The sequence below is a fragment of the Pseudomonas sp. NPDC086251 genome (assembly GCF_044746405.1).
Classification (GTDB): domain Bacteria; phylum Pseudomonadota; class Gammaproteobacteria; order Pseudomonadales; family Pseudomonadaceae; genus Aquipseudomonas.
The window spans coordinates 3,829-23,666 of record NZ_JBIVBY010000031.1 but is presented as its reverse complement, the minus strand read 5'-3'; the positions used below and the strand labels follow the sequence as shown (position 1 = coordinate 23,666).

19 protein-coding genes are annotated in these 19,838 nt (G+C 59.9%); 6 read left to right on the top strand and 13 right to left on the bottom strand.

Going from position 1 to position 19,838, the window contains the following annotated elements; genetic code table 11:
- Positions 1–72 precede the first annotated feature (72 nt).
- The 4 genes from ACIPL2_RS27775 to ACIPL2_RS27760 all read left to right on the top strand — a co-directional run bounded on the left by ACIPL2_RS27775 (position 73) and on the right by ACIPL2_RS27760 (position 4,433).
- A complete protein-coding gene (locus ACIPL2_RS27775; protein WP_401361883.1) occupies positions 73–1,095 on the top strand; it encodes an outer membrane protein assembly factor BamD in 1,023 nt (340 codons plus the stop codon).
- A gap of 191 nt (positions 1,096–1,286) precedes the next feature.
- Positions 1,287–1,520 (top strand): PP0621 family protein, encoded by a 234-nt coding sequence (locus ACIPL2_RS27770; protein WP_401361880.1) that lies wholly within the window; start codon positions 1,287–1,289, stop codon positions 1,518–1,520.
- The gene (locus tag ACIPL2_RS27765) at positions 1,510–3,099 is read left to right on the top strand and encodes a sensor histidine kinase (protein ID WP_401361877.1); all 1,590 of its coding nucleotides are present in this window, start codon (positions 1,510–1,512) and stop codon (positions 3,097–3,099) included. Before ACIPL2_RS27770 ends, ACIPL2_RS27765 begins: the two co-directional genes overlap by 11 nt.
- Positions 3,096–4,433: a sigma-54-dependent transcriptional regulator gene (locus ACIPL2_RS27760; protein ID WP_401361874.1), complete on the top strand. Its 1,338-nt coding sequence runs from the start codon at positions 3,096–3,098 to the stop codon at positions 4,431–4,433. Before ACIPL2_RS27765 ends, ACIPL2_RS27760 begins: the two co-directional genes overlap by 4 nt.
- 131 nt (positions 4,434–4,564) lie before the next feature.
- Here the strand turns inward: ACIPL2_RS27760 and thiO are convergent, their stop codons facing one another.
- Genes thiO through ACIPL2_RS27725 form a run of 7 tightly spaced genes read right to left on the bottom strand, consistent with a single transcriptional unit; the run spans position 4,565 to position 11,370 of the window.
- Positions 4,565–5,665, bottom strand: a complete 1,101-nt coding sequence (gene thiO / locus ACIPL2_RS27755; protein ID WP_401361871.1) for a glycine oxidase ThiO — start codon at positions 5,663–5,665, stop codon at positions 4,565–4,567.
- A gap of 55 nt (positions 5,666–5,720) precedes the next feature.
- Positions 5,721–6,122 carry a type IV pilin protein gene (locus ACIPL2_RS27750; protein WP_401361868.1) on the bottom strand — a complete coding sequence of 134 codons (402 nt, stop codon included), beginning with the start codon at positions 6,120–6,122 and terminating at the stop codon, positions 5,721–5,723.
- 21 nt (positions 6,123–6,143) lie between these two features.
- Positions 6,144–9,254, bottom strand: a complete 3,111-nt coding sequence (locus ACIPL2_RS27745) for a pilus assembly protein (RefSeq protein ID WP_401361865.1) — start codon at positions 9,252–9,254, stop codon at positions 6,144–6,146.
- Positions 9,241–9,729, bottom strand: coding sequence for a PilX N-terminal domain-containing pilus assembly protein (locus tag ACIPL2_RS27740; RefSeq protein ID WP_401361862.1), 489 nt, complete (start codon positions 9,727–9,729; stop codon positions 9,241–9,243). Before ACIPL2_RS27740 ends, ACIPL2_RS27745 begins: the two co-directional genes overlap by 14 nt.
- Positions 9,730–9,740: 11 nt before the next feature.
- Positions 9,741–10,454, bottom strand: coding sequence for a PilW family protein (locus ACIPL2_RS27735; RefSeq protein WP_401361859.1), 714 nt, complete (start codon positions 10,452–10,454; stop codon positions 9,741–9,743).
- A complete protein-coding gene (pilV, locus tag ACIPL2_RS27730) occupies positions 10,451–10,900 on the bottom strand; it encodes a type IV pilus modification protein PilV (protein WP_401361856.1) in 450 nt (149 codons plus the stop codon). The genes ACIPL2_RS27735 and pilV overlap by 4 nt, the downstream gene beginning before the upstream one ends.
- Positions 10,897–11,370 carry a GspH/FimT family pseudopilin gene (locus ACIPL2_RS27725; protein ID WP_401361853.1) on the bottom strand — a complete coding sequence of 158 codons (474 nt, stop codon included), beginning with the start codon at positions 11,368–11,370 and terminating at the stop codon, positions 10,897–10,899. Before ACIPL2_RS27725 ends, pilV begins: the two co-directional genes overlap by 4 nt.
- 131 nt (positions 11,371–11,501) lie before the next feature.
- Between ACIPL2_RS27725 and ACIPL2_RS27720 the strand changes: the two genes are divergently transcribed.
- Complete coding sequence (locus ACIPL2_RS27720) at positions 11,502–12,044, top strand: GspH/FimT family pseudopilin (RefSeq protein WP_401361850.1); 543 nt, start codon at positions 11,502–11,504, stop codon at positions 12,042–12,044.
- On the opposite strand, the gene ispH is transcribed toward ACIPL2_RS27720, so the two are convergent.
- The 5 genes from ispH to ribF form a co-directional block, all read right to left on the bottom strand.
- Complete coding sequence (gene ispH, locus ACIPL2_RS27715) at positions 12,021–12,968, bottom strand: 4-hydroxy-3-methylbut-2-enyl diphosphate reductase (RefSeq protein ID WP_401361847.1); 948 nt, start codon at positions 12,966–12,968, stop codon at positions 12,021–12,023. The two genes, ACIPL2_RS27720 and ispH, sit on opposite strands and share 24 nt — an antisense overlap.
- A 157-nt stretch (positions 12,969–13,125) precedes the next feature.
- Positions 13,126–13,563: an FKBP-type peptidyl-prolyl cis-trans isomerase gene (fkpB, locus tag ACIPL2_RS27710; protein WP_177333623.1), complete on the bottom strand. Its 438-nt coding sequence runs from the start codon at positions 13,561–13,563 to the stop codon at positions 13,126–13,128.
- A 7-nt stretch (positions 13,564–13,570) separates the two neighbouring features.
- Positions 13,571–14,083, bottom strand: coding sequence for a signal peptidase II (lspA, locus tag ACIPL2_RS27705; RefSeq protein ID WP_401361844.1), 513 nt, complete (start codon positions 14,081–14,083; stop codon positions 13,571–13,573).
- Positions 14,076–16,907, bottom strand: coding sequence for an isoleucine--tRNA ligase (gene ileS, locus ACIPL2_RS27700; protein WP_401361841.1), 2,832 nt, complete (start codon positions 16,905–16,907; stop codon positions 14,076–14,078). The genes lspA and ileS overlap by 8 nt, the downstream gene beginning before the upstream one ends.
- Positions 16,908–17,858 (bottom strand): bifunctional riboflavin kinase/FAD synthetase, encoded by a 951-nt coding sequence (ribF, locus tag ACIPL2_RS27695; protein WP_401361838.1) that lies wholly within the window; start codon positions 17,856–17,858, stop codon positions 16,908–16,910.
- Here ribF and ACIPL2_RS27690 point away from each other — a divergent pair.
- A complete protein-coding gene (locus ACIPL2_RS27690) occupies positions 17,766–17,984 on the top strand; it encodes a hypothetical protein (RefSeq protein ID WP_401362018.1) in 219 nt (72 codons plus the stop codon). The genes ribF and ACIPL2_RS27690 overlap by 93 nt on opposite strands.
- A 3-nt stretch (positions 17,985–17,987) precedes the next feature.
- On the opposite strand, the gene murJ is transcribed toward ACIPL2_RS27690, so the two are convergent.
- On the bottom strand, positions 17,988–19,526 hold the full coding sequence (gene murJ, locus ACIPL2_RS27685; protein WP_401361836.1) for a murein biosynthesis integral membrane protein MurJ: 1,539 nt from the start codon (positions 19,524–19,526) through the stop codon (positions 17,988–17,990).
- Between the last annotated feature and the right edge of the window lie 312 nt (positions 19,527–19,838).

Genomic DNA, 19,838 nt, shown 5'->3' with positions numbered 1-19,838 from the left:
ATTCAACGGGGCGCTCATCATAACAGGACGGCCCCGCCCAAGACAGCGGCCGTCATAGGGACGCAAGCCGCCATGCAAGTGAAACACCTGCTGCTGATCGCCATCCTCGCATTGACCGCTGCTTGCTCATCGAAGGAAGTCGTAGACGAAAACCTTAGCGAAGTCGAGCTGTACCAGCAGGCTCAGCAAGATCTCGACAATAATAGCTACACTGCCGCCACAGCCAAGCTGAAAGCGCTGGAGTCGCGTTATCCGTTCGGTCGCTACGCTGATCAGGCTCAACTCGAGCTCATCTACGCCAACTACAAGAACACCGAGCCTGAGGCTGCGAAGTCCGCTGCCGAGCGTTTCATTCGTTTGCACCCGCAGCATCCGAACGTGGATTACGCCTACTACCTCAAGGGCCTGACCTCGTTCGATCAGGACGTTGGCCTGTTGGCGCGCTTCCTGCCGCTGGACATGACCAAGCGTGACCCGGGTGCCGCTCGCGACTCCTACAACGAGTTCGCCCAGCTGACCAGCCGCTTCCCGAACAGCCGTTACGCACCAGACGCCAAGCAGCGCATGATCTACTTGCGCAACCTGCTGGCCGCCTACGAAATTCACGTTGCCGACTACTACCTGACCCGTCAGGCCTATGTCGCTGCCGCGAACCGTGGTCGTTATGTGGTGGAAAACTTCCAGGAAACCCCTTCGGTCGGTGACGGCCTGGCGGTGATGACCGAGGCTTACCAGCGTCTGCACCTCGACGATCTGGCGGCTACCAGCCTGGAAACCCTGAAGCTCAACTACCCGAACCACCCAAGCCTGGTGGACGGTCAGTTCGTGCCATCGGTTGCCGAAGCCGACAACCGTTCGTGGTTGAGCAAGGCAACATTGGGTCTGATCGAATCCCGTCCGCCGCTGCCGCCGGGCGAAACCCGCGCCAACCAGGACGTGCAGAAGCAATTCCAGGACGCCAAGGACGCGATCCCGAGCGATCTCAAGCCTAAAGATGAAAATGGCGACGTGATCGAAGAAGAAAATCACGAAGCGGAAGGCAACAACAGCGACCGTTCGTGGTTCAGCTACATGACCTTCGGCGTGTTCGACTGACACATGCCGCCCCTGTAGGAGCGAGCTCGCTCGCGATGGACGTTAACGATAACGCGTGCTTTCTGGATAAACGCGTTGCCCTCGAGTCCATCGCGAGCAAGCTCGCTCCTACAAGTCCCTTTTTTATTCGCTGTGCGCCTGCCATCTCCCCCGGCTAAACTGGCTGATCATTAGCTAAAAAGCAGCTCATCATGCTTCGTTTATTGTTCTGGATCGCCCTGATTGCCGCTGCGGTATGGTTCTGGCGCAAGTTCAAGAGCCAGGCGTCCGCGCCAAGGTCCTCTGCCGAGCTGGAAGCCGCACCGATGGTTCGCTGCGCCCATTGCGGCGTGCACCTGCCCCGTGACCGCGCACTGAACCTTCAACAACAGTGGTATTGCAGCCAGGCTCATCTTGAGCAAGGCCCGGGCACCAGTGATCGCTGAGACGTCCCGTCCCGGCAGCACACGGGCGCAGCGCCTGCTGCGCCTTTATCATCTTTACCGATTAAGCATCGGCATCACCCTGGTGCTGCTGATCGCCAGCAACATGGACAACCAGTTGCTGACGTCCGCCAATGACACCTTGCTGCGCAATGGCAGCTGGCTGTACCTGGTGCTGAATATCCTGCTGGTGGTCTTCCTCGAAGACACCCGACGCCCCACGCAACTGTTTACCCTGGCGCTGATCGACGTCCTGCTCCTGTGCGGCCTGTTCTACGCCGCCGGCGGCGTGGCCAGCGCCATCGGCAACCTGCTGATCGTTTCGGTGGCCATCGGCAACACCTTGTTGCGACGCTCCATTGGCTTGCTGATTGCCGCCGTCGGTGCGATCGGCATCATCGGCTCAAGCTTCTTCCTGAGCTTCAGCCATCCCGCCAGCCCCAACGACTACCTGCAGGCCGGCACGCTCGGCGCTCTGTGTTTCGCCGCGGCGTTACTGGTGCAAGGCCTGATGCGACGCCTGGAAGTCAGCGAAACCCTGGCCGAACAGCGGGCCAGCGAAGTCGTCGGCCTCGAAGCCCTCAACGCACTGATCCTGCAACGGATGCGCACCGGCATCCTGGTACTCGACAACCAGCGCCGGGTTCAATTGGCCAATCACAGCGCCTTGACCCTGCTGGGCCGCGAAAGCCTCGAAGGCCAACGGATCGACGAGCACTCCCCAACCCTGGTCGAACGCCTGGAATTGTGGCTCAACAACCCGACGTTGCGCCCCCAGAGCCTGAAAGTCGCCCACAACGGTCTGGAGTTGCAGCCAAGTTTCATTACGCTGGACCAAAGCCCGCACTACCAGACCCTGGTGTTCCTCGAAGACCTCGCTCAAATCGCTCAACACGCCCAACAGCTGAAACTCGCCGCGCTCGGGCGCCTGACCGCCGGTATCTCCCATGAAATCCGCAATCCACTGGGTGCCATTAGTCATGCCGCGCAGCTATTACAGGAATCAGAGGAACTGAACGGCGCGGATCGACGTCTGACACAGATTATTCAAGACCACTCTCAGCGAATGAATCGGGTAATCGAAAACGTCCTGCAACTGTCCCGCCGCCAGCAAACCGTGCCGCAACGGCTCGATCTGAAGCCGTGGCTGGAGCAGTTCGTGGCCGAAACCCGCGAGCGGGCGACCGAGGGTCAGCAGATTCAATTGCGCATAGCCTCGGGAGACTTCAAAACGTTGATGGATCCGAACCAGCTGACGCAGATTCTCGACAATCTGTTACGCAACGCCTGGCGCCATAGCGCCCTGAGCCACGATCCGGCGCAGGTCTGGCTCGAGTTGTTTGTCGACGCCGACAGCCAACTACCCATCCTCGAGATCCTCGACAATGGACCCGGCGTGGCACCGGACCATCAGGCGCATCTGTTCGAACCCTTCTTCACCACCAGCACCCAAGGCACTGGCCTGGGGCTGTATCTGTCCCGTGAGCTGTGCGAAAGCAACCAAGCCCGCCTAGACTTCAAACCACGCCAAGGCGGCGGCTGCTTTCGTATCACCTTTGCTCACGGACGGAAACAAAGTTGAACACTAGCCCACGGCAAAAAGTCCTGATCGTCGACGACGAACCGGATATCCGCGAACTCCTGGAAATCACCCTGGGCCGGATGAAAATCGACACCTTCAGTGCCCGCAACCTTGGCGAAGCCCAAGCGCTGCTGGCGCGAGAGACGCTTGATCTGTGCCTGACCGACATGCGCCTGCCGGATGGCACCGGCCTTGAACTGGTGCAATACATCCAGCAACGCCACCCTAACGTGCCGGTGGCAATGATCACCGCTTACGGCAGCCTGGAAGTAGCGATCAACGCCCTCAAGGCGGGTGCCTTCGACTTCCTGACCAAACCGGTCGACCTCACTCGCCTGCGGGAACTGGTCAGCAGCGCCCTGCTCCTGCCCGCACCCGGCATCACCATTGATCGCCGTCTGCTGGGCGATTCATTGCCCATGCGCAACCTGCGCAAGCACATCGACAAACTGGCCCGCAGCCAGGCGCCGGTCTATATCAGCGGCGAATCCGGCAGCGGCAAGGAGTTGGTCGCCCGGCTGATCCATGAGCAAGGGCCGCGCGCCAAGCAACCGTTTATCCCGGTCAACTGCGGGGCGATCCCGTCAGAGCTGATGGAAAGCGAGTTTTTCGGGCATCGCAAAGGCAGCTTCAGCGGCGCCTTTGAAGATAAACCGGGGCTGTTCCAGGCAGCCAACGGCGGCACCCTGTTCCTCGATGAAGTGGCTGATCTCCCCCTGGCGATGCAGGTCAAATTGCTCCGGGCGATCCAGGAGAAAGCCGTGCGCAGTGTCGGCGGCCAGCAGGAAACCGTGGTCGATGTGCGCATCCTCTGCGCCACGCACAAAGACCTCGACGCCGAAGTGGCGGCCGAACGCTTTCGCCAGGATTTGTACTACCGGTTGAATGTGATCGAGTTACGGGTGCCGCCCTTGCGCGAACGCCGGGACGACATCGAGACCTTGGCCAATCATGTGCTCAAACGCTTGGCCGCCAGCACAGGGCAACCCGCCGCAAAACTCCACCCACAGGCGCTGGAGGCGCTGAAAAGCTATCGTTTTCCGGGCAACGTACGGGAACTGGAAAACATGCTCGAACGGGCTCATACGTTGTGCGAGAACAAACAGATCGAAGCCGGCGACCTGCGACTGGCCGAGGGTAACTGCAACCCGGAAGGGGGCGTGCCGGACCTGACGCAGATCGACAACCTGGAAGATTATCTGGAAAACGTCGAACGCAAACTCATCCTCCAGGCGCTGGAGGAAACACGCTGGAACCGCACGGCGGCGGCTCAGCGGTTGAATTTGTCGTTTCGGTCGATGCGCTACAGGTTGAAGAAATTGGGGCTGGATTGAGGGCCCCTTCGCGGGCAAGCCCGCTCCCACATTTGACCTTCAGCGAACACAATATTTGTGAACTGCCGAGATCAAATGTGGGAGCGGGCTTGCTCGCGAAGGCGATCTAACCGACGCCGAAGGTGTTGCGGCTAAATCCGCCCAACCGGCGCATACGGCGCAGGATCAATAATCGGTGCCCGCCCCAGCATCACATCCGCAAACAACTGACACGACGCCGGCGCCAACACCAACCCGTTACGGTAATGCCCGCAATTGAGCCACAACCCGTCAAACCCGGGCACCCGGCCAATGTACGGAATCCCCTCGGGCGAACCCGGCCGCAACCCGGCCCAATGCCCCACGACCTCAGCATCCGCCAGCGCAGGAATCAACTCGACCGCCGACGCTTTCAAACTCTCCAGGGCAGACTCCGTCGGTGTCTTGTCGAAACCTTCATGCTCTAAGGTACTGCCAATCAGAATGTGCCCGTCGCGCCGGGGAATCGCATAACGCCCCTTGGCCAGCACCATGCTCGGCAGGAAATCCGCCGCGCACTTGTAGAGAATCATCTGCCCTTTCACCGGTTCGACTGGCAGGTCCAGCCCCAGGCTTTTGAGCAAATCACCGCTCCAGGCACCCGCGGTCAGCACCACCTGATCGCCATGAATGGCCCCCGCCGAGGTCTGCACCCCGACCACCGCAGCGCCTTCGCGGATAAACCCGCTGACTTCGCACTGCTCATGGATGGTCACGTTCGGCAGCGCCAGCAAGGCAGCCTTGAGCGACTTCACCAGCCGCGGATTGCGCACGTTGGCGACGTCGGCCATGTAGATTGCCCGGGAAAAACCGCCGCCCAGTACGGGAACAGCGTCATGGGCCGCCGAGATATCCACCGCCCGCAACGGTCGGTTTTCCCGCTCGGCCCAGGCCAGCGCCTCGGCCTCATCCTCCAGATCCAGCCAATACAGGCCGGTGGTGTGCACTTCAGGATCGACGCCGGTTGCAGCAAACAGTCGCTCGCCCAGCTGTGGATAAAAATCCTGTGACCAATGCGCCAGCGCGGTGACTGCCGGGCTGTAGCGCCATGGATACAGCGGGGAGACGATGCCGCCGCCGGCCCAGGACGATTCCTGACCGACGTTCGAACGATCCAGCAGCACCACACTCTGCACTTCGGACGCGAGATTAAACGCCGTCAGCAACCCAATCACGCCGCCGCCAACGATCACCACTTGCTGTTGCCTGGTCATGTTCTGATCCAACCGTTAAAGAGACAGAGGCGCAAAAGGCGCCTGAAAAAGGAACTCAGCGACCCCAGCAATCCTTGCTCGTCAGACCGGACGCCGCATTGGCCATGCTTCTGACGCCGGTGTTGGTGATAGTGAAATCGCCACACCTGTCAGTTGCCATGGCGGTGCCTGTCTTGCGCACGGCCGTCAGCAGGAAGGTCTGGTCGGTCAGGGTTGGGGTAATGGTGTAGAAGTCATTACCCGCACTCAGCCCGGTGGCGTTGGTGTAGACGTTGTTCTTCGAATAGAAACGCTCGAGGAGCTGCGCTTGTTCGGAGAGCAGGCCGGCGACTTCGGTGCGACGGCCCTTTTTCACGTACTCGGTGAGGCTCGGGTAGCCAATGGTGATGACGATCCCGATGATCGCAATCACGATCATGATTTCGATCAAGGTAAAACCTCGGTTGGTTCTGCGCATGCCTCAACTCTCACTGACTGTTTACTGTATTTGTCGCCACATGATGCGCCGGCTGCCGCCACCGCCCTTTTCAACCAGCCTGACCACCGCGCCACTGGTATCGCCGACGATCTTGCCGGTTCCGCCGTCGACGATGGCGTTCACGATCGGAATCCCGCCCGTGAAGACCACCCCGCTGGAAATCGTGTCGGTGCTGTCGATCAAACCATCGCCAGTGGTATCGAGCACCGCGTAGTTGAGCATCTTACCGCTGAACGCATCCAGTTCGACCAGTTTGCCGGTGCCAAAGCTCGCGCACGGGTCGGTGGTGTCGACGATCGCCGTGGTGAAAACGATCCGACCCAGCACCAGTGAGGCCTGATTGATCACCCGCTCCCCCGTCAATACACTGTTGTAGACCAGTGGCAAGTACCAGCCCTTCTCCGCCGGATAGGTCACGTCGTTCTGGCTGGTGGTAATGATTTGCCCCGAGCCGGTCGACAGCACACCCGTCACCGCCTGGGCCTGCAAGCTGGAGGTGGTGATCTGCCCGGAACCGCCGTTCGCGTCCCACACGGCATAGAACGCCTGCAAATCCTTGCTGGTCTTGTCGGCCGTTTCGTTGAATTTGCCGGTGCCGAAAAACACCACCTTGCCGCCCAGTGGATTGTCCGCCAGCAGCGGCTGCACGGTGATCGGCTGGGTCGCGCCGCCTGCCGTGGTAAACAACGGTTTGCCGGAAAACGCCACACCCCAGGTGTCCGTGGTGATACCGCTTAAATCAAATTTCCAGAGCCGCCCTTTCAAGTCTCCACCATAGGCGGCCTGCACCACGTTCTGCGAGTTGACCTTGAGCTTTACCGAGGACAAGCCGTTGGTGGTTTCTGTGCTGTCGACCACGATTTTTTTGATCAGCGAACCGTCACGAATATCCACGACATACAACGCCGCTACCCCGGAGTTACTGCCGTAGCCGTTGGAGATGAACGCCGCCCATCGACCGTCAGCCAAGCGTGCCACTTCCGGGCGGGCGTAGGCATAACCCAGATCATTGAAAACGTTGGCCGTATTCGCCGTGGTCGGCGCAGTGATTTCCCACAGCGCCTTGGTCACGTTACCGGCCGAGGCGTCGAACAACTGCAGCGCGTAAAACGTCTTGCCGCCCGCACCCGTCCCGCCCAGTGCCAGGGTTTTCCAGGCACTGTTGAGCTGGGCATCGAACACCCCGACCTGACCGTCGACCAGAAACTTGTGGCTGACGCCGTTGCTGTAAGCGGTATCGGCGATATAGCGCAACGATGGCAGCACACTGGACGGCATGTAGGCGTAACGCCTGGCACCGTTGGCGGCGTTGATGACGCTGACAAAGCCATCGTTGGCGTTGACCACCAGACTGGAACTCATGTTGGTGGCTTTGGTGGCCAGGTAAGTGCTGTAGCTGGTGTCACCGATCAGGTCGGAGGCGGTTTTTTCTGCGGGTGATGCAAGCACCAGGGGCGAATTGATGATGTCGCCGAGCAACACGTTGCGCACTTTCAATCCGGTTTTGTTGGTGCCTTTGCTCCATTCCACCAGATCAATGCCGGTAATGCCGGTGGGCAGGCTCTGACTCAACGACGTCTGCTGCGTCGGGGCGAAATTGCTGTAGGCCAGGGTGACAGGGGCGTTAGTCAGGGTGTTCCAGGATTGGTAGGTCGGTGCCGTGGCGGCGGGCACGATGGCCGTGTCGGTGGTCCAGAGCACCGAGGCAGTATTCACCGCGCCATTGGCGGTAAAGCCATAGGATTTGATGGTGCCGCGCCAGTCCTTGGGGTCATAGCTGGTCTGGTAATAGGCGGAACCGGCAACGATGATCGAGCTGCTGGTGGTGCCGCTGCCTCCGGAACCGGCCTTGGACGTGATGTCGCTCAGGGCGGAGGACAACGCAATATTGAGGCCGATGCTGTCGGTGGCCTGGTAGTACTTGCCCTGCCCGTAATTGGCGGCGTCCGACAACATCTGATTCGCGGCGGTGAAACCCACGGTGTAGGTGTTCATGTTTTGCTTGGGAAAATCCGCCGCATTCCAGCTCTTGCCGGCCAGATCGGTGCCTGTGGAGCGCATGTCGATGTCGAAGGCAAACTTGGCGATGTCGTCCAGATACAGCGTGTCGCCCTCTCCATCACCGTTCAGGTTGTCACCGTCATTGTTCACGCCATCCCAATTGGGCAGACGAGTACCACCCAATGGATCGGTCGTGGGAAAGGTCCGGTCGAAGGTCGGCAAGCCATCGGTGATCACCACGCCGTAGTTTTTCTGGCAGCGGTACTGAATCGGGCTGGTGTACGTCGTCGGTGTCGAGTTATAGAACGGCGCCAGTCCGCGGAAATAGCGATTTATTTCGTAGTAGGTTTCCGCCAGTGGCGTGTTGGCGATGGCACTCAAGGCGTTGATGGAGGCGAGCAGATTGTTGTAATTGCTGTCAGCCTGGGCCTGGGTGACGCTGCCGCTGACTGGAGACAGGTCGCTGATCGATCGGGCGATGAAGCCGCCACCGCCGGAGTTACTGCTCGTCGGTGGATTGAACGTCGCCAGGCCAATGCGCAACGCGCGATTGCTGGAGACCAGGCTGGTGGACACATCCTGTGCCACGCTGATCCGGTATTCGTTGGGAATTGCGTTGGTCCCTGTAGTGAAATCCCGGTTCGAACCGTTGGCCAGGCCCACCAGATAAGACAGGTAGTCAGCCGTGTAACGTGTGTTTTCATTGCCTACCGGGTCGGGCAGCTTCAGGCAGATCGATGACAGCCCCAAAAAACCACGATAAAAACCGTACCAGTTGCCATTGGTCGAGCAACCGCCACGATTGAGGCTCGACAACAAAATATTGGTATCACTCATGTCCAGGTTCTGACCGCCCAGGCAGGACAAGTTCGAATTGCAAATCGCTATCTGTGGCCAGTTGGCCGCGGGATTGAAACCCGGCGCCCAAATGATGTTGTTCATGCTCCCCGAGTCATCGATCAACAGCATGACGTTTGGCGCAACGGCCGCGGCGCTCAACAGTGGAGAATCCGACGGTGTGAAGGCATAGGCCGGAGCCGACAGGTACAGCCCCAAAAGCGCACCACACAGCAGCGACCACCATCCGGTGCGCCTCTCAGTACTTCGCATAAATACTCTCCACCACACTGCGTGAATTGCGCGAGGTGCCCGGGAAACCCACGGCAGTCACTCGGTACAGCGTTGCCGAGGTATTGCTCGGCACATTCACGGCGGTCAGGGTGGTGCCGATATTCTGCACGCCGTAGAAACCGTTGCCGGCGGCGATCCAGGTCACCCCCGAAGTGGAATTGAACACGGCGGTGGTGATTGAAGAAGATTCTGCCGGTGGCAAGCATTGGCTGGTGCCGCTGCAGACCGGCAACGTGTAGGTGTCCACTTGCACCGCACTTTCGCCGATGCGCAATGCCGCTTCGGCACTCTGGAAAGCCTGATTGCGCAAGGTCACGCTGCCGGCCATTTTTTCCTGCAGGGTGGCATTCTGCATGGATGAAATGCCGATCAGCGTCAGTAACAACAGAAACACCAGGCTCACCAGCAGTGCCATGCCGCGCTGGCGGTGAGAGGACATGGTAGAAAAGCTCATCGTCCCTCCCCTCATGGCAAGCGGTTGCGCAAAGCGGCAACCACGTTGAAGGTTTGATTGCGCACCCGGTTGTTCGGGTCCGTGAGGGTCAACGTCAGGCGCACGCTGCGAATACGTGCCGGATCGGCAGGGTTGGTGCTGTAACTGGAGGCTGCCGTATCGGTGGCCGAACTGGCGAGGCCGAAGCTCACATTGAAGGCGCTGACGTTGTCCACCAGCACGAATTGGCTCGGCGTGCCGCTGCCGGCACCCATCGTCAGCTGTCCATTTTTCAGGCTGTAGATCAGTCGCCGGATGGGAAAGGCCTGCTGCCCTGACGCCGGCGCCCGCACGCCGGTATAGGCCGTCGCCGTATTTCGGCAATCGGAAACCACGGTCCAGGTCGGCGCCCCGCCACTGCCACCGACATCGGCGCTCACCAGCGTGAGCTTGAGATTGGCGTTATCCCAGTTGATCGGCGTTATCTGGTTGGCGTTGAAATCACCCGTCGCACTGGCGTCGGTGATCGTGCCCAGGCAGCCGAACATGCCCACCATGCGGATTTCCTGAATCATCTTGCTCAGCACGAAACGCGCATCTTCCTGAATGCTGGCGGCCGTGTTCTGGCTGACGTAAGTGTTCTTCGCCGCGATAAAAACCTGCGCCACGCCCAGCACCACGATCAAACTCAGCGCGAGGGCAATCAGCAATTCAATCAGGCCGAAACCACTATTGAGCCGCTTCATGGTGTCGACACCGGGTCGACAGTCGCGCGACTGGCCAGCACAAAACTGCGACGGGCATTGGCGGTATTGGCCGCCCGCGAGTCGTCCCAGGTAATGGTGATGGTGTACACCCGCTGATTTAGGGTGACGCTACCTGTTGCGGTCGCACCGAGGGAATTGACGATGTTGGAGGTGAAGTCGTAGAGGTCCTGATCGCGGGCGACGTTCAGGTTACCCGAGGTGGGAGGCGTGACGGTGTAGTCGGCGCCGGAGTTGGCGCGAATGCGGTCCATCATGTCGTAGGCGATAAAACTCGCCTGGCTGGTCATCCGCGAGCTGTCAGTGTACTTCAGCGCATTCAGCTGAAGCGCTGCCGCCCCCAGCAGCCCGACGCTAAGAATCACTAACGCCACCAAGACTTCGATCAGCGTCATGCCGTCCTGTGCACGCCTGCTCCATCCCCTCATCCGCAACTTCCACCCACTAGCACTCGTCCGTTCAAACACACATTCAGCGTCCTGCTTTGCGCCCCCAATACATAGCTGATCACCACCGCCGTGGACGGTGCCGACAAGCCCCCCAGATTATTGAAATCGATGGCGGTCACTCCTGAGGTTAGCGTCAGAGTCGCGCCGCTGCTCATCGCCGGAACAACCCGCAATACATTCGCCGGATTGCCAGTACCGTCATACACCGTCAATTCCCCGGTCCAGACACTGCCGCCCGCCGTTGGACGGATCCGGGTGGTGACGCCTCGGTCGATCGCTTCCAGGCGGGCGAAATTCAGACCGCGCTGCAGATCACCGATCTCGGTATCGGCCTTGGTGCTTTGCACCGAACGGGTAAACGCCGGGACAGCCAGGGTGATCAGGATCAGAAACACCGCGAGCGCGACCAGCAACTCGATCAACGTGAAACCTTTTGTACGATGTTCCATCGATGCCCTCCGTTGCCGTCGGCTATACCTGCTTCTACACGCTAGAGCATTCGACCGGCAGATGTCCGGTTGTTTTGCCATTACTCGCGCACGGATCGCGCGGGCCACTGCATTCCAGGGAAGGAGATGCCATGCATCAGCAAGGTTTCAGCGTGATCGAACTGCTCATGGGACTGACAATTGCCGGGATTGTTCTGCTACTGGTCGGTCCGGCGTTCGCAACCCTCACAGAATCGAACCATCGCGAAGAAGCAGCGGCGTCGCTTGTCAGCGGGATGCGCAGCGCCAGGAGCGAAGCGATCGCACGCAACCAGACCGTGGTCATTCACGGGATAAACGACGACTGGGGCCAGGGCTGGCGAATTATTCTGGATGTAAACGGCAAAGGACACGAGGACAGCGACAATCCGCTGCTGGTCGAACGTCGGAGCGAGACGCGGGTGCCGATTTTCGGCAATAGCTACGTCAGGACTGCCGTCCGATTCAGCCATCTGGGTGAACCACTGCACGGTGGCTTTCAATCGGGGACCTTGCACATCTGCGCAGCCCACGAAGCGGTGAGTCAGCTCCAGGTGGTGCTGGCCTCAAGCGGTCGCGTCAGCCTGCGCAGCAAAAAGGCTGCGCAGGCGTTATGCGAGGGAGGAAAAAGCTCAGAGCAGCGAGCGGACCCGTAGCTCTTTAGGCATGGAGAAGGTGATGTTCTCTTCGCGACCGGCCAATTCATCGGCACCGGTAGCGCCCCACGCCTGCAACTGCTGGATCACGCCACGCACCAGGACTTCTGGAGCCGAGGCACCCGCGGTGATGCCAATGCGCTCGACACCGTCGAACCAGCTTTTTTGCAGGTCTTCGGCACCGTCGATCAGGTAGGCCGGGGTGGCCATGCGCTCGGCGAGCTCGCGCAGGCGATTGGAGTTGGAGCTGTTCGGGCTGCCGACCACCAACACCACGTCGCATTCATCGGCCAATTGCTTGACCGCGTCCTGACGGTTTTGCGTGGCGTAGCAGATGTCGTCCTTGCGTGGCCCACCGATGGCCGGAAAACGCGCACGCAGGGCGTCGATAACGCGACTGGTGTCGTCCATGGACAACGTGGTCTGGGTCACGAACGCCAGCCTATCCGGGTTATGCACCTGCAGCGCGGCGACGTCTTTCTCGTCTTCGACCAGATAGATCGCGCCACCATTGCTGCTATCGTACTGGCCCATGGTGCCTTCGACTTCCGGGTGACCGGCGTGGCCGATGAGGATGCATTCACGGCCGTCGCGGCTGTAACGCGCGACTTCGATGTGCACCTTGGTCACCAGCGGGCACGTCGCGTCGAACACTTTCAGGCCACGGCCGGCAGCTTCGGTCCGCACGGCCTGGGAAACACCGTGGGCACTGAAGATCACAATGACGTCGTCCGGCACCTGATCCAGTTCCTCGACGAAGATCGCCCCGCGAGCGCGAAGGTCTTCGACGACGAATTTGTTGTGGACCACTTCGTGGCGCACGTAGATCGGCGGCCCGAAGACTTCCAGGGCGCGGTTGACGATTTCGATCGCCCGGTCCACGCCGGCGCAGAAGCCACGGGGGTTGGCGAGTTTGATTTGCATGCTGTGCCTCGTGTCTTGCGCGCAAGAAATAAGATCATTACAACCCTGTAGGAGCAGAGCTTGCTCGCGAAGGCGGTGCTCCAGTCAACATTGAAGTTGAATGTGATGACGCCTTCGCGAGCAAGCTCAGCTCCTACAGTTGACCGTGTCGGGTCAATTACAACGATTTGACGTTGATGATCTCGACGTCAAAGGTCAAGGTTTTGCCGGCCAACGGATGATTGAAGTCGATGGTCACTTGCTCATCATCGAATTCTTTCACCACACCGGGCAGCTCAGTATTCGCCGCATCGTTGAAGATCACCAGCAAACCCGGTGACAGTTCCATGTCCTTGAACTGCGAGCGCGGGATGATCTGTACGTTCTGCGGGTTGGGCTGACCAAAAGCGTTCTCCGGCTGAATCGTCAGCGTACGCTTGTCGCCAGCCTTGAAGCCGAACAGTGCCGCTTCGAAACCTGGCAACAGGTTACCGTCGCCGACCTTGAAGGTCGCCGGGGCTTTGTCGAAGGTGCTGTCGACGGTGTCGCCGTTCTCCAGGCGCAGTGCAAAGTGCAAGGTGACTTCCGTGTTCTGGCGGATGCGTTGCTCAGCCAATACCTGTTCAGTCATGAACGGCTTCTCCGGTTTTCTTACTTTTGAACATATCCAGTGCAAGCATCACGGCGCCGACAGTAATAGCGCTGTCAGCAAAGTTGAACGCCGGGAAATACCAGCGGTTCTGCCAGTGCACCAGGATGAAATCGATCACATGACCCAGGGCAATGCGGTCATACAGATTGCCCAGCGCGCCACCCAGCACCAGCACCAAAGCGACGGCCAGCCAGGTTTCATTGCGCCCCAGACGCTTGAGCCACACCACCAGCACCGCACTCACCGCCACAGCGATCAGGGCAAACAACCAGCGCTGCCAGCCGGAACTGTCGGCCAGGAAGCTGAACGCCGCGCCGGTGTTGTAGGCGAGTGTCCAGCTGAAATAATCGGGGATCACCACGATCTGCTGGTACATCGCGAGCTTGCCTTCGAAGTAGAACTTGCTGGCCTGGTCAATGACCAGGACCAGCAAACTCAACCAGAGCCAGCTCAGCCGTCCGAAACGGCCAGCCGCATTAGGCATAGTGGCGAACCTCGCCCGCGCCGCTGATGTTGTCGACGCAACGACCGCAGATTTCCGGATGCTCCGGGTTCACGCCGACGTCTTCACGGCAGTGCCAGCAACGGGCGCACTTAGGGAAGGCCGACTTGACGATTTGCAGCTTCAAACCGCTGACTTCGGTGACCACAGCATCGGCCGGCGCCTGCACGAACGGTGCAACGGTAGCGGTCGAGGTGATCAGCACGAAGCGCAGTTCGTTGCTCAGCCTGGCCAGGTCGGCGCTCAGCGATTCTTCGGCGAACAGCGTCACTTCGGCTTGCAGGTTGCCACCGACGGCCTTGGCCGCGCGCTGGATCTCCATTTCCTTGTTGACCGCCACCTTCACCGCCATGATCCGCTCCCAGTAGGCGCGGTCCAGCTCGACGCCTTCCGGCAGCTCGCTCAGGCCTTCGTACCAGGTGTTGAGCATGACCGATTCGTTACGCTCGCCCGGCAGGTATTCCCACAGTTCGTCGGCGGTGAACGCCAGGATCGGCGCGATCCAGCGCACCAGCGCTTCACTGATGTGGTACAGCGCGGTTTGCGCCGAACGGCGAGCCTTGCTGTTGGCGCCAGTGGTGTACTGACGGTCCTTGATGATGTCGAGGTAGAAACCGCCCAGCTCCTGCACGCAGAAGTTGTGGATCTTGGAGTAGACGTTCCAGAAGCGGTATTCGCCGTAGTGCTCTTGCAACTCGCGTTGCAGCAGCAGGGTACGGTCCACGGCCCAACGGTCCAGCGCGAGCATTTCCTCGGCTGGCAGGATGTCGGTGGCCGGGTTGAAGCCGGTCAGGTTCGACAGCAGGAAGCGCGCGGTGTTACGGATACGCCGGTAGGCGTCCGCACTGCGTTGCAGGATCTGCTCGGAAACCGCCATTTCACCCGAGTAATCGGTGGAAGCCACCCACAGACGCATGATGTCGGCGCCCAGGGTGTCGTTGACTTTTTGCGGCGCGATGACGTTGCCCAAGGACTTGGACATCTTGCGGCCGGACTCGTCGACGGTGAAGCCGTGGGTCAGCAACTCGCGGTACGGCGCGTGGTTGTCGATGGCGCAACCGGTCAGCAGCGACGAGTGGAACCAGCCACGGTGTTGGTCCGAACCTTCCAGGTACAGGTCGGCGCGTGGGCCGGTCTCGTGCCCCATCGGGTGCGAACCGCGCAGGACGTGCCAGTGCGTGGTGCCCGAATCGAACCAGACGTCCAGGGTGTCGCTGATCTTGTCGTACTGTGGCGCTTCGTCACCGAGCAACTCGGCAGCGTCCATCTTGAACCAGGCTTCGATGCCTTCGACTTCGACGCGCTTGGCGACTTCTTCCATCAGCTCGGCGGTACGTGGGTGCAGTTCGCCGCTTTCCTTGTTCAGGAAGAACGGGATCGGCACGCCCCAGTTACGCTGGCGGGAGATGCACCAGTCCGGACGGTTGGCGATCATCGAGTGCAGGCGCGCCTGGCCCCAGGCCGGGACGAACTTGGTGTCTTCGATGGCTTTGATCGCCCGCTTGCGCAGGGTTTCGCCGGTCTCAGGCTGTTTGTCCATGCCGATGAACCACTGCGCGGTGGCGCGGTAGATCAGCGGGGTCTTGTGACGCCAGCAGTGCATGTAGCTGTGTTCGATGATGCTGGTGTGCAGCAGCGCACCGACTTCGGTCAGTTTATCGACGATGGCCGGGTTGGCTTTCCAGATGAACTGGCCGCCGAAGAACTCCAGCGACGGCACGTAAACGCCGTTGCTTTGCACCGGATTGATGATGTCGTCGTTGACCATGCCGTACTTCTTGCAGGTCACGAAGTCGTCTACGCCGTAGGCCGGCGAGGAGTGAACCACGCCGGTGCCAGCGCCCAGTTCGACGTAGTCGGCCAGGTAAACCGGCGACAGGCGATCGTAGAACGGATGACGGAAGTTGATCAGTTCCAGTGCTTTACCGGTGGTGGTCGCGATGACCGAACCTTCCAGGCTGTAACGGGCCAGGCACGACTCGACCAGCTCTTCAGCCAGCACCAGCAACTTGTCGCCGACGTCGACCAGGGCGTAGTTGAATTCCGGGTGAACGTTCAGCGCCTGGTTGGCCGGGATGGTCCACGGGGTGGTGGTCCAAATCACGATCGAAGCAGGTTTGCCCAGTGACGGCAGACCGAAAGCGGCAGCCAGCTTGGCTTCATCGGCAATCGGGAACGCGACGTCGATGGTCGAGGACTTTTTGTTTTCGTACTCGACTTCCGCTTCAGCCAAGGCCGAACCGCAATCGAAGCACCAGTTCACAGGCTTCAGGCCCTTGAACACGAAACCGCCCTTGACGATTTCGGCCAAGGCACGGATTTCACCGGCCTCGTTCTTGAAGTCCATGGTCTTGTACGGGTTGGCGAAGTCGCCCAACACGCCCAGACGGATGAACTCGGACTTCTGGCCTTCGATCTGTTCGGTGGCGTAGGCACGGCACAGTTCGCGGGTCTTGTCCGCGCCCAGGTTCTTGCCGTGGGTCACTTCGACTTTGTGCTCGATCGGCAGACCGTGGCAGTCCCAGCCCGGCACATACGGCGCGTCGAAACCCGACAGGGTCTTCGAGCGGATGATCATGTCCTTGAGAATCTTGTTCAGCGCATGACCGATGTGAATCGTGCCGTTGGCGTACGGAGGACCGTCGTGCAGTACGAACTTCGGACGATCCTTGCCAATCTCGCGCAACTTACCGTACAGGCCAATGCTGTCCCAGCGCTGCAGAATCTGCGGTTCGCGCTGAGGCAGGCCGGCCTTCATTGGGAAGGCGGTGTCCGGAAGGTTTAGCGTGGCTTTATAGTCGGTCATTTAAGGCTCTTCATTAGCGATTGGCGCTAGGTGCGACAGGGCACGGGCGGCGGCAACATCCGCATTGATCGCCGTCTTAAGCGCCTCCAGAGAGGCGAAACGCTGCTCTTCACGCAGCTTGTGGTGGAAAACCACCGTCAAACGCCGGTCATACAGATCGCCGGCAAAATCTAAAAGGTGCACTTCCAGGTGGGCTTTGCCATCACCTTGGACCGTTGGCCGCACGCCGATATTGGCGACGCCTGGCCAGGTCTTGCCGTCGATGTCGACGTTGACCAGGTAAACCCCGGACAACGGCACGCGACGGCGCTTGAGTTGTATGTTGGCGGTTGGCGTACCCAGTTGGCGCGCCAGCTTCTGGCCATGCAGGACGCGCCCGGCAATCCGGAACGGACGACCGAGCAAGCGTTCGGCCAAGGCAAAATCGGCAGCGGCCAGGGCATTGCGGACCTGGGTGCTGCTGACGCGAATACCGTCCAGTTCGACGGTTTGCGCCGCCTCGACGGTAAAACCCTGGAGGACGCCGGCCTGCTGCAGGAAATCGAAATCCCCCACCCGATCACAACCGAACCGGAAGTCGTCACCGACCTCCAGGTGCTGCACGCCGAGGCCGTCCACCAGAATCGTATCGACGAATTCGGCGGCGCTGAGCTTGCTCAGGCGTTGGTTGAAGGCCAGGCACAGAACCCGGTCGACACCTTCCTCGGCCAGCAGCTGCAATTTGTCGCGCAGTCGGGCCAGACGAGCCGGTGCCGTGTCGGGGGCAAAAAACTCCCGGGGCTGCGGCTCGAAAATCACCACGCAGCTGGGCACGCCCAACTCGATTGCACGTTCACGCAGCCTCGCCAGGATAGCCTGGTGGCCACGGTGAACACCGTCAAAGTTGCCAATAGTGGCGACACAGCCCCGATGCTGGGGGCGCAGATTGTGGAGGCCTCGAACCAGCTGCATAACGCGCTTCTTGCTCATAAAGTGGTCGATTATAACCACACCCGGCGGCCGACGACAGGCAACACCGTAACCCAAAGTGATCGAGCCGACAAAACCGCCAGCCCGCCCGTGTTTATCGAGGTCTGAACCTCAGCTTAACGCTTTGCGATTGAAGTCGCGCAAACGGAAGCCCATCAACAGCAACATACCGAAATAAGCCACCACGCCAGCCGCTACCAGAGCCCCCAGACGCAGGAAGCGCTCGAGCATATGGCCCTGATCCCAGGCCGGCATAAAGTGCATTCCAGCCAGCAATACCGCAGACATGACGACGACCGCGACGACCAGCTTGGCGCCAAACTTCGCCCAACCCGGTTGCGGCTGGTACATCTGCTGCTTGCGCAGCTGATAGAACAGCAGACCTGCGTTAAGGCAAGCACCCGCGCTGATGGCCAGGGCCAGGCCCGCGTGAGCCAACGGACCGATCAGCACCAGGTTGAACAATTGCGTGCAAACCAGCGTGAAAATCGCAATTTTTACCGGCGTGCGGATGTTTTGTTGCGCATAAAAGCCCGGCGCCAGCACTTTGATCACGATAATCCCGAGCAAACCGACCGAATAAGCGATCAACGCGCGCTGGGTCATGGACGCATCAAACGCACTGAACTGGCCGTACTGGAACAGCGAAACCGTCAGCGGCTCGGCCAGAATCCCCAGCGCCAGTGAGCATGGCAGCACCAGCATGAAACACAGGCGCAGACCCCAATCGAGAATCCGCGAGTACTCGTGGCGATCGTTGCTGGCGTAGGTCTTCGCCAGGGTCGGCAGCAGGATGGTGCCCAATGCCACACCCAGCACGCCGGAGGGCAATTCCATCAAGCGATCGGCGTAATACATCCAGGACACGGAACCGGCGACCAGAAACGAGGCAAAAATGGTGTTGATGATCAGGGAAATCTGGCTCACCGAAACGCCGAGAATCGCCGGCAACATCTGCTTCATCACCCGCCAGACGCCACTATCGCGCAAATTCAGGCGTGGCAGCACCAGCATGCCGATTTTTTTCAGGTGCGGCAGCTGATAAAGCAATTGCGCCAGACCACCCACCAGCACCGCCCAGCCCAGGGCCATCACCGGCGGATCGAAATACGGTGTCAGAAACACCGAGAAAATGATCATACTGACGTTAAGTAAAGTCGGAACGAAGGCCGGCACCGAAAATCGGTTGTAAGTATTGAGGATCGCTCCGGCGAGTGAAGACAGGGAGATCAGCAAAATATAAGGAAAGGTGACCCGCAGCAGACTGGCCGTCAGCTCGAATTTTTCCGGCGTGTCGGTGAAGCCCGGCGCGGTGGCCCAGATCACCCACGGCGCGGCGATCATGCCCAGCGCCGTGACCAACGCCAGCACCAGCGTCAGCAGGCCCGAGACGTAGGCAATGAACGTTCGCGTCGCCTCTTCGCCCTTCTGGCTCTTGTATTCGGCAAGAATCGGCACGAAGGCCTGGGAAAATGCGCCCTCGGCGAAGATTCGCCGCAGCAGATTGGGCAGTTTGAAGGCGATAAAGAAGGCGTCGGTCGCCATCCCTGCGCCAAATGCACGTGCGATGAGCGTGTCACGGACGAACCCCAGAACCCGGGAAAGCATCGTGATAGAGCTGACGGCGGCCAACGATTTGAGCAGATTCATTGAAAGAGTTTGTGCCTGTCGATAAACAGCAGGCGAACAAAGCGCCCACTTATGCGATACTCCGCGCCGCAGCAGCACAGAGCCAAAGCTCGCGAGTTTACAGGTCAAGCGCCGGAAATAAATATCCCGCCTCTTTATACCTACCACTTAGCGGAACGTCTCAACCGCCCTTGACAAGACATCAACTCATCGGCATGATTCGCGGCCTATTTTGTTTGCTATTTCCTAAAAAGTCTTTCGAGGAGCTCGACGGTGGCCAACACACCTTCCGCCAAAAAACGTGCAAACAGGCTGAGAAGCGTCGCAGCCACA